Raw genomic sequence first — 10,286 nt, 5'->3', positions numbered from 1 at the left:
CTCCAGCGTTTCCTCGACGATGCGAAGCTTCTCAGGGGCGCTCCAGCGACGGCGCCGGCCACCAGCGGTGATGATCTCAAAATCGGACATAAGCATGTGCTTAGGCATATCCCTAAGCCTCCAAAATGGTGCTTACGTGTCCGGTCGAAATGGGGGCCAGTTCACTCCCGCATCTCAGCAGATCGGCCCTTCATCGCTGTTTGCAGAGACATGAGATTTCACGACCCGAGGATGTCAGCGGCGACAAGCCCAGGCGGCAGAAGTTCAAGCGCACCCCGATCGGCTTTTTTTTGCCGAAATGCAGACGGCTGAAGTATGAGGAGGATCAGCAAACGATCCGGGGGATCGTTTCCCCGACGATTGGCTGTATCTCTTTGTCAGCACTGACAGAACCAGAGAAGTTTCAGTGACGCAGTTGGTCGGCAAAGCTGACCGAAAGACGGTACGGGAGTTCCTCGAACACCCCTTGAAGGCCGTGCCTTACAAGATCCGCACCATCCCCACTGACTGAGCCATTGAGGCGCCACTGGCCCAAACCCAATGGAGAAGGGGATCCGCCTCGGCAGATCAGCCGCGTAACACAAATCAGGCCTGGTCACGCCAGATGCGCTTCGACATAATCTGCGCAGCGCATGGCATTGAGCATCGGTTAACCAAACCCAACCATCCCTGGAGTTTGGAGGATCAGAAAACAGCCCGGGGGACTGTTTTTCCGACAAACGGCCAGGTGGAGAGAAGGAACCGCACCATTCAGGAGGGTGAAGCGGAGCAGAAAACGATCCCATTACGAGGATCATAGCCAGCTCAAAGCGTATCTCGCCAACGACACGGCCGCATAAACCTACGCGCGTCGGCGGAAGACCCTGAATGGCCTCACCCCATACGAATACATCTGCAAAATCCGGACTTCAGATCCGCAACGTTTCATCCTCAATCCGATCCACCAGATGCCAGGACTGAACACCTAATCATCGCCCATTTGAAGATGCAGGCGGACCTGATTTCGCCCCGCTGTCTTCGCCTCATACAACATCCTGTCTGCTGCCTCATATAGCGAACGAGGCGTCGTAGTGGCATCGACCCGCGTAATGACTCCGCCCCCGCTGATAGTGAGAACGGAGCCGACAACCGAGCGCTCATGTGGAATAGCGGCCGATGTAATCAACTGTCGAGCCTGCTCAAGAACTGGCGCGAAATCAACGCAACCCGGCATCAGCAGAGAGAACTCTTCACCGCCATAGCGCGCGACCAGATCACCTTTGCGCCGGGCAACATGAGCGAGCTGTGTCGCGACATGGCGCAGCACATCATCACCCGCGGCATGCCCATAGTGATCATTATACTGCTTGAAGCAGTCGACGTCGAAAATGGCCACTGCCAGTGGCTCACCACTGCGTCGCACTTGCGCAATAGCTCTTTCAGTTGCCTCATCAAGCGCCCGACGATTGGCGATTCCGGTTAACCCGTCCTGGCGGGCGTAAGATTCCAACTCCTTGCGCTGCCGGGACAGCGCAAGGTGCGCGCGAACGCGAGCGCGGACCACTGCGCCACGAATTGGCTTGTTCACATAGTCAGCAGCACCCAGCAAAAGCCCGCGCTCTTCCTCTGCCTCTTCCGTCTTTCCGGTGATGAAGATAACAGGAACCGACATCGTCCGTTCCTGCCGGCGTAGCTGTGCCAGAACTTCAAACCCATCCATACCAGGCATGGAGACGTCAAGAAGGACCAGGTCCACTTCGGTTTTATCCAATTGGGCCAAAGCGCTTTCACCATCACGCGCCAGAAGAATCCGGTGATCCTCCTGCAAAAGCTCAGCCAAAGCCGTACGGTTCAGCCGATCATCATCTACGACAAGAATCGTGGGAAGGACGAGAGGCGAAGTGTCAGAAAAACTCATGTAGCTGCTCCCGTTATTGCTGCGAGGGCGGTAATGAGAGTGGCAAGTGCTGCAGCCGCAGCCTCCAGATCCAGATCGTCAAATTCTGCCATAGCTTTTTGGGCGAACTGGCGCAGCTGCCCCTCCGGTAAAGAACCGGCCAGCGCTTCCAGACGCCCGCGCGCTGCAAAGTCACCACTTTGCACGAGCGGCAGGGCGGCCCGCGCCTCACCCAAAAGGGCCTCGGCTGGCTGAGCCGGAGATGGGGCCGCAGGCTCCTCAGGGGGAATCAACGATATAAGCACCCTGATTTCCGCCACGCAGTCCTGCATCAGACGGTGCAGCTCACCACTACTGTTCTGAACAGCATCTCTGCGACCTGCACGGGCGTCGACCTCAACCTGCCCACTGAGCTCGTAAAGTGCATTGGCGTTCACATATCCAACCACGCCCTTCACCCGATGCGCAAAATCAGCGAGCTCTGTCAGCGTAGCTGTTTTCTCCAGCGCAGCGTAATCTTCAGACATAGTGCTGAAATCTCGCAGGAAGCCATTAAGAAAACGTGCAAGGCGACGGCCAGACCCGCCAAAACGGCGCGAAAGATCAGTCAGCCGATGATCCTTGGCAAGTACCGCGGGCTCTGGGTCAGACTGCATGGGGGGAGTCACCTTATCTGCAGGTATGAGTTCAGTGAGCGTACGGTACAGCAACGTTTCATCCAAAGGCTTAGTCAGGTGGCTGTTCATTCCGGCACTGCGGCTGGCCATTTCATCCTCGACACTCGCCTGTGCAGTCAGCGCGATGACTGGCAATTGGCGCCACTCGGGCCGCCTGCGGATCTCGCGGATCGCTTCAAGCCCGTTCATGACGGGCATGTGAACGTCCATCAAAACGGCATCAAACCGGTCCTGCTCGAGCCGGGCGATTGCCTCGCGCCCGTTAGAAGCGGTTTCAGAAATTACGCCCACCAGACTGAGAAACTCTGAAGCAACTTCCAGGTTCAGCGCGTTATCATCGACCACAAGAATGCGCCGGCCTGCCAGCCGTTCGGCGAATTTACCCAAATCGCTGATATCGGGCTGCTGCAACTCACGCGGGCCGTCTTCATCCTCCACAAGAGCATGCATGAGGGTGTTGAAGATCACCGACTGGGTCACAGGCTTCAGCAACACCCCTTGCAGGCCAAGTTCTCCGGCTTCGGACAGGGCGAGCTGATGGCCATAGGCCGTCACCATAAGGATCGCCGGAACTTTGCTGAGGGCGGTGTCACCGCGGATCAGACGCGCGAGTTCAAGCCCGTCCATCCCCGGCATGCGCCAGTCGAGCAGAACGATATCATAGTTCTGCCCCATTTTCCCGGCGGTCTGCAGAAGGTCCAGCGCCTCAGCCCCGCCGGATGCCGTATCGGGCGCCATGCCAAAGCCACGGATCATCTCAGAAAGAGCAATGCGCGCAGTGTCATTGTCGTCGACAACCAGCACGCGCCGCCCCTGCAGACCCGGCAGCCCAATCCGCCGGACACCTGCCACAACCTGTGCATCTGGTGCCGCAGAAAACTCTGCCGTGAAAGCGAAGATACTGCCCTGTCCGGGTGTGCTGGTTACGCCGATGTTGCCTTTCATCAACTCAACCAGGCGGCGGCAGATGGCAAGACCCAGACCGGTCCCGCCATAAATCCGCGCAGTATCGGTATTGGCCTGAGTGAACGGACGGAAAAGGCCGTTAATCTGCTGCTCCGTCAGGCCAATACCAGTGTCGCGTACCGAAAATTCAAGCTTACAAATCTCCGGCGGACTGTCGAGACGCCGGATCGAGACCTCGACATCGCCCTCCGTCGTGAACTTGATCGCATTGCCAACCAGATTGGTCAGCACCTGCCCGAGACGCAGACTGTCGCCAAAAAGCGCTGAGGGCACATCAGAGCCAACGCTGAAGGTGAGTTCCAGCCCCTTTTCCTCAGCGCGAAGCGAGTTCACCGATGCGACTGTTTCCAGCACGCTTTCCATGCGGAATGCGGCTTTCTCCAGCTCGAGTCCACCAGCCTCGATTCGTGAGAAGTCGAGGATATCATTGATAATCCCAAGTAAAACATTGGCAGAGCTGTTGATTTTTTCCAGATACGTACGCTGCCGCGGATCAAGTTGGGTCTTCAGGGCAAGCCGCGTCATCCCAACGACCGAATTCATCGGGGTGCGGATCTCATGGCTCATAGTCGCAAGAAAATCGCTCTTGGCGCGCTCGGCGGTTTCAGCGGCCAGCTTGGCGTGTCGCAGCGCATCCGCCGCAGCACGCTCAGCAGAAATGTCCAGGATAACCCCGTCCCAGACCTTTTGTCCCGGCACGGGGATGCGCAGGGCAGCCCGCCCCCGCACCCAAAGCGCCTGTCCCGATTTATCGACAAGCCTCATTTGTTGATCAATCTGAGTGCCCGCCGGGGAGTCCGCGACCAGCATGGCGATGATGCTGTCGCGGTCGTCGGGGTGAACGGAATCTGCCAGGCCATTCGGATTGTTGATAATGGCCTCCGGCTCACGCCCGATCAAATCTTCAATGCCGCCTGAAATATACGTGACGGTAACCTCATAGTCGCCCTTCACCTCAATGCGGAAAATCGCACCGCGCGGCAGATTGTCGGCGAGAGCCGCGAGCCTTGCATTCTGCTCAGCCCGCTCAGAAATATCCTGCATAGAGCCCTGGACGCCGATGATCGCCCCGGTCTCATTCCGACGCGCCTCCCCCTGAAGCCAGACGGGGAAGCTGCTGCCATCAGCGCGGAAGTGAACCGCCTCAAAGGCATAGGGTTCACCCGTTTCAATGCAGCGGCCAATGGATTCGCGGATCCGGCGAAAGTCTGCGGGGCGAACAATCTTTTCCAGCTCTTCCATAGGAAGTGGCGGGGCATTCGGACCCCGGCCATTCAGCTCATTCATCATCTCAGAGGCCGTAAATTCCCCGGTCTGCAGGTCCAGCGCCCAGCTTCCGATCCGCGCAAGGCGTTCAGCCTCCCGCAGGCTGTGGTTACTGTCACGGACCTGCGCCTCAGATTCGCGCGCGGTGCGCAGCCGGCGCGCCATCTCTTCTTCCGCGAGATCAAGGCTTTCGCGCAGCGTCTCAAATTCCACAATGGCTGAGGGTTTGACCTGGATTGAACCACGCTCTTCGTCGCTGGCCCCCTCGGTGACGCGGCGCGCGCGTTCGACCAGCTCTCTGATCGGGGTCAGAATTTGCCGGGTCAGCAGAAGTGCCAGAACCAGGCCCAGCAAAATCGCGCCGATTGAGGCGGCAATCATGTAAAGAATCGGGGTGAGCCAGCGGGCGTCGTAGCCTTTCTGCGCTTCACCGGTCACGGCCATCCAGCCCGGCGTGTCCTGAATGCGCTGAAAGGCAAAAACCACCCCGCCACCGTCCAGCAATTCGGCCCGAAACGTGCCGCTTTCGGTACCAAAGGATTTCAGCTTTCCCCAATCGGGCACGGGCCGGCCAATCATCTGATCCCCGCCGACCGAGCGGCCGATCAGCCGCCCGTTGCCATCTGTGATGGCCAGAACCACCTGAGACGGATGCGTCGCACTGCGACCAAAGGCGCGGATCAGATCTCTCGGATGTGCCTGATAAAGCATCATTCTACGGCGATTTTCATCCGCCTCGGCAAGTGGGACCGGGGTCGCCAGCAGCAAGTTGAGTTGCCCGGGATCGCCGGGCATCTCCATGATGTTGGAAACAGCGGTGTCATTGCGATCCGCCGCTTCCCGCAGGAGCCAGGCGGCCTCCGGTGACGGCAGTGGAGTGATATTCCAGGCGCCATCCGGCCCGCGGGTCATGTCGTAATGCGACACCCCGGGCGTGCGCTCAGAAATGGGTACGTCGCGCAGCGCGGGGGGCAGATCGGCCTTGGCCAGCAAAAGCCGCTCAATCGCGCCAATCTCACCCTCACTGGTGCTGGAGAGAATACGTGCCGTTTCCAGAAGCCTTTGGCGGGAAACTTCCTGAAAGGAAAGACCGGCATGGCGCAGCGCCATGCCCACCACCACCAGCGTCGGTAAAACCACAAGCATAAGAATGCCTGCAAGCGCCATACGCAGCGTGATTTTCCGAAAGCCCGCCATATGCATAGCTGTCATCCCACCCGTGATTCCCGTAACGAACCTGGCTCATCAATCAACTATAAGAGATCATAAGAGCAAAGGAACATTTAATGGGTGGGAGATTAAGCTTTTATCAGCGCCAGTTCAGAAAGCGTTTCTCGACCTGTCCGATCAGAAAACTGACAGCCAGTCCCATCAGCGACAGGATGGTCACCCCGGCGAAAAGCTTCTCCAGATCATAGAAAGACCCCGCCTCAAGGATATATGAGCCGACCCCGTAGCGCGCGCCAAGCATCTCTGCCGCAACCAGCAGAATAATCGCGATGGAAACCGAGACACGCAGCCCCGAAAGAATGGCCGGAAAGGCCCCCGGCAGCACGATTTTTCGCACAACCGCCCACCAGCCCATCCCGAAACTCTGCCCCATCCGGATCAGCGAGCGGTCAACGTTATCGACCGCGCCATAGGTGGCCACAACGGTGGGCGTGAAAGTGCCAAAGGCAATCAGCGCGTATTTCGAGGTCTCATCAATGCCAAACCAGATCACGAAAAGCGGCAGAAGTGCGATTTTCGGGATCGGAAAAAGCGCAGCCACCAGCGGGACAAGTCCCGCGCGAATATGGCTGAAAAGCCCGATCAGCACGCCAAGCGCGATGCCGGTGATGATCCCGAGAAAGCCCCCGACGGCCAGCCGCTCCAGCGAGGGAAGGAGGTGTTTCCACAACAAACCGGTCTCACCCAGGCGCCAGAGGGTGTTAAAAACCGCCGAAGGCCGCGGCAGCGTCAGCGCTGAAATCCAGCCCTGACGGGTGCCCAGTTCCGCTATCAGCAGCAGGGTCACAAACAGCGCGATGGCCACCCCGCGAACGGGGACAGGTGCGAAGCCGCCGCCGCGAAAGGGCACGGGACGCGGGGTCGGAGATATTTTCTCAGCCATCAATCAGTTCCAGATCAGCCGCCAGCGCCTCGTCGCGCATCAGATCCCACAGCTCGGCCTGCCGCGCCTCAAGGACCGGATGGCCGGCGCGGCGTTCAGAGAGCGGGATATCAATTTCTACAATTTGACGGATCTGGCCGGGACGGCGCGACAGCACCACAACCCGGTGGCCCAGACGCACGGCCTCATTGAGGTTGTGCGTGACGTAGACGGCGGTAAAGGGTTTGCGCGTCCAGAGGCTGACCAGATCATCCATCAGCAGCTCGCGGGTCTGGCTGTCGAGCGCAGACAGCGGCTCATCCATCAGCATCACGGCCGGACGCACGGCCAGCGCCCGCGCGATTGCCACGCGCTGGCGCATCCCGCCCGAAAGTTGTTTCGGGAGTGCGTTTCGGAAATCACTCAGCCGCGTGCGGGCGAGAACATCCGTAATGATCTCATCCTGCTCACGCCGGCTGAGCGCGTGATGCTCCAGCACGAGGCGGACGTTCCCCTCAACGCTGCGCCAGGGCAGCAGGGCAAAATGCTGAAACACATAAGTCAGCGGATTCAGCGTTCCGGCCGGCGGAGAGCCGATCTGCAGCACTTCGCCCGAAGAGGGCTTTTCAAGCCCCCCGAGGAAACGCAGCAGCGTCGACTTTCCGCAGCCCGAAGGCCCGATCAGGCAGAGGATCTGCCCCTGCGGAATCTCCAGCGAGATATCGCGCAGAACTTCCACAGGGCCATAAGAATGCCCCACGTTTCGCAGTTGCAGATCCATCCACCGCAGTCTCCGCTCAGACCGTTTTGACGAAGGAGGTATCGATCAGCTGGTCACGCGTGACCGAAGGATCCACCATGCCTTCGGACTTATACCATTCCAACTGCTCAACAATACTGTCGACGGCCATGGCCAGCCCCTCATTGATGCGCTGAGCCCCGGCGATCAGATTGGCCTTCGCAACATCAGCCTGACTGTCAGTCTCAACGTATTTGTGGACAATTGCTGCCAGGGCATCGATCTCGGCCTGATCGGCTGTGCGGTCGATGAAGGCCGCGTTGTAATCCGAGATCGCACGCGAATAGGCCGCGACAAAGGCTTTCACCAGTTCCGGCTCACCTGACGCGTTCTTCGTCGAGGTGAAGGCCGTGGTCACCTGATAATTCGGCGCCATCTCAGCAATGGTTCCGATCTGCTTCACCGTGCCATCGGCCAGCAGCTTCGCCGCGATCGAGGGCTGAATGGCCCAAGCGTCGATCTGCCCTGTCGACAGCGCCCCCACGAGAGAGCCAAGTTTTTGCAGCGGGCGCAGATCAATTTTCGCCAGGTCCTGCCCCGTGGCCTGGGCGATTTTATGCGCCATAAAATGGAACGAGGAACCCGCCGTGGTGATCCCGAAGCTGCGCCCCTCAAGCTTCGAAGGATCCGTCAGCCCGTCGTCATATGCTTTGTTCGAGGCCAGAATCACCGACCCGGGTGAGCCGGGACGCTCAATCAAAGCACCGCCAATGACCTTCACGGCATCCTTCTGCGCCAGACTGATCAACCCCCCGGTCATGGCCGTGACGCCAAAATCCGCGTCACCCGAAGCGATTGCCACCGCCATGGGCTGCGCGGCTTCAAAGAACTGCAGGTTCAGATCAATCCCTGCATCTTTGAAATAACCCCGCTCCCAGGCAATAAAGCTGGGGGCATGAGAGCCGAGATGCAGCACCGCAAGATTACGCTGCGCGCGCGCAAGCGCCGGAGCAGCAAATGCCGAAGCCGCGCCAATGGCCCCAAGGCCAAGCAGGGTCTGACGACGGTTAAGAGACACAGGCATGGGCTTCTCCTCTGCAAGCACACCGATGAGCGTCACCTGTTCTAGCCCGAAAGTCGTCGCAATGTCATCTGGTTGAACCGCACCGACTTTTCCGGGGGTTTCAGCTGCTGAGCAGGACAGAGCATCATGAGCAAGACAACGAACAGCTTTTCCCCTGAAGTACGTGACCGCGCCCTGCGTCTGGCTCTCGACAACGAGGCGCAGCATGGGTCGCCTTGGCAGGCTATCGTCCTGATCGCGACCAGGATCGGCTGTTCGGCCAACACGCTGATCGAGTGGGGCAAGAAGGCCAAGGTCGACCGCGGCAGGCGCGCGGGCATACCAGGCGGGATGGCGGGGAAGATGAAGGCCCTGGAGCGCGAGAACCGCGAGCTGCGCCAGGCGAACGAGATCTTGCGCAAAGGTGAGCCAGTGCAGGCGCCACTGGTTTAAGCCCACTGGCGAACGCGTATTTTGCGATGGCGGAGCCCGACCGCCGGTCGAAGTCACGGTGGATTTTATTGATGCCTGTCGTGGCAGCCACGGGGCGGAGCCATGATCACGCCATTGGTCTGGGTGACCATGGCGACGGCCGATCTGCAGTGTGCTGCCGATTGCCCCGCCCACCTATGACAATCATTTGGCAAAACGGACGAATGCGGCACGACTGTCGGATCGGGCGCGTCGGGACGCGGCTCTGCGCCCGGAGATCCTTCGCGTGTTCGAGGAGAACTGGCGGGTCTGTGGGGGGCGCAGGATCTGGCGGCAGCCGGGCCGCGAGGGCTGCGATATCGCGCGATGCACAGTGGCGTGGCTGATGAAGAGCATGGGTATGCAAGGTGCTATCCGCGGTAAGCCACACCGGACAACGATCCCTGACAAGAAGGCGCCCTGTCCATTGGACAAGGTGAACCGCCAGTTTCAGGGGCCCGCACCCAACAGGCTGTGGGTCAGTGACTTCACCTGCGTCGCCACATGGAAGGGTTTTGTTTATGTTGCATTCGTCCTCGATACCGCCGCATCGTCGGCTGGCGGGTCAGCACGTCGGCTCATGCGGGTTTCGTCCTCAATGCTTTGGAACAGGCGGTGCATGATCGCCGCCCCGCAAAGGGCATGGGCCTTATCCCTCATAGCGACAGGGGCAGCCCATATGTGTCAATCAAATACACAGACCGGCGGGCAGAGGCGGGCATCGCGCCCTCGGTCGGAAGCGTCGGTGACAGCTGTGACACTGCGCTGGCCGAGACTATAAACGGCCTCTTCAAGGCAGAAGTCATCCATCGACGTGGACCGTGGCGGGGCTGCGCTGCGGTCGAATACGCAACATTGGAATGGGTTGACTGGTTCAATAACCGCCGTCTGCCTGAGCCTGTCGGAAACATTCCGCCTGTAGCGGCAGAGGTCAACTTCTGCGCGGCTCTGGAAACAAAACCAATGGCCGCGTAACCAACGATAATTAGCCTCCGGCAAACACGGAGCGGTTCAGGCATCCAGTCCCTCGAAAGGATGGCACCTTCAAACTGTGGGATCCAAAACCTCATCTAGGCTCAGGACTCATTGACCATATCCAGAAGATGACGATTGCAGCTATGGCAATTGCGGACATG

Annotated in this window: 5 protein-coding genes, 2 pseudogenes and 1 other annotated feature; of the genes and pseudogenes, 2 read left to right on the top strand and 5 right to left on the bottom strand. The window is 59.3% G+C overall.

What is annotated here, in order from left to right; all coding sequences use genetic code 11:
* Positions 1-161: 161 nt before the first annotated feature.
* Positions 162-968, top strand: a pseudogene (locus EG244_RS21610) (hypothetical protein); the annotation flags it as partial.
* On the opposite strand, the gene EG244_RS19500 reads toward EG244_RS21610, so the two are convergent.
* The 5 genes from EG244_RS19500 to EG244_RS19480 form a co-directional block, all read right to left on the bottom strand.
* Positions 965-1,897: a GGDEF domain-containing response regulator gene (locus EG244_RS19500; RefSeq protein ID WP_124966826.1), complete on the bottom strand. Its 933-nt coding sequence runs from the start codon at positions 1,895-1,897 to the stop codon at positions 965-967. The pseudogene EG244_RS21610 and the gene EG244_RS19500 sit on opposite strands and share 4 nt — an antisense overlap.
* Positions 1,894-5,997, bottom strand: a complete 4,104-nt coding sequence (locus EG244_RS19495) for a response regulator (protein WP_124966825.1) — start codon at positions 5,995-5,997, stop codon at positions 1,894-1,896. Before EG244_RS19495 ends, EG244_RS19500 begins: the two co-directional genes overlap by 4 nt.
* Before the next feature lie 97 nt (positions 5,998-6,094).
* Positions 6,095-6,898 carry an ABC transporter permease gene (locus tag EG244_RS19490; RefSeq protein WP_124966824.1) on the bottom strand — a complete coding sequence of 268 codons (804 nt, stop codon included), beginning with the start codon at positions 6,896-6,898 and terminating at the stop codon, positions 6,095-6,097.
* Positions 6,891-7,658, bottom strand: a complete 768-nt coding sequence (locus EG244_RS19485; protein WP_124966823.1) for an ABC transporter ATP-binding protein — start codon at positions 7,656-7,658, stop codon at positions 6,891-6,893. Before EG244_RS19485 ends, EG244_RS19490 begins: the two co-directional genes overlap by 8 nt.
* A gap of 16 nt (positions 7,659-7,674) precedes the next feature.
* Positions 7,675-8,700, bottom strand: coding sequence for an ABC transporter substrate-binding protein (locus tag EG244_RS19480; protein WP_124966822.1), 1,026 nt, complete (start codon positions 8,698-8,700; stop codon positions 7,675-7,677).
* Between the two features lie 126 nt (positions 8,701-8,826).
* Here EG244_RS19480 and EG244_RS19475 point away from each other — a divergent pair.
* Positions 8,827-10,125 (top strand): annotated as a pseudogene (locus tag EG244_RS19475) (IS3 family transposase).
* Positions 9,146-9,301, top strand: a sequence feature (AL1L pseudoknot). Its footprint overlaps the pseudogene before it by 156 nt.
* Positions 10,126-10,286 lie beyond the last annotated feature (161 nt).

This window comes from Falsigemmobacter faecalis (assembly GCF_003863335.1).
Taxonomy (GTDB): Bacteria; Pseudomonadota; Alphaproteobacteria; order Rhodobacterales; family Rhodobacteraceae; genus Wagnerdoeblera; species Wagnerdoeblera faecalis.
Note: the sequence above shows the minus strand (reverse complement) of the source record. Positions and strands in the feature narration are given on the sequence as shown.

Bases quoted from the DNA above. Each gene is read 5' to 3' on its own strand.
- EG244_RS19490 (WP_124966824.1), bottom strand. From the start codon at position 6,898: ATGGCTGAGAAAATATCTCCGACCCCGCGTCCCGTGCCCTTTCGCGGC.
- EG244_RS19485 (WP_124966823.1), bottom strand. From the start codon at position 7,658: ATGGATCTGCAACTGCGAAACGTGGGGCATTCTTATGGCCCTGTGGAA.
- EG244_RS19495 (WP_124966825.1), bottom strand. From the start codon at position 5,997: ATGACAGCTATGCATATGGCGGGCTTTCGGAAAATCACGCTGCGTATG.
- EG244_RS19480 (WP_124966822.1), bottom strand. From the start codon at position 8,700: ATGCCTGTGTCTCTTAACCGTCGTCAGACCCTGCTTGGCCTTGGGGCC.
- EG244_RS19500 (WP_124966826.1), bottom strand. From the start codon at position 1,897: ATGAGTTTTTCTGACACTTCGCCTCTCGTCCTTCCCACGATTCTTGTC.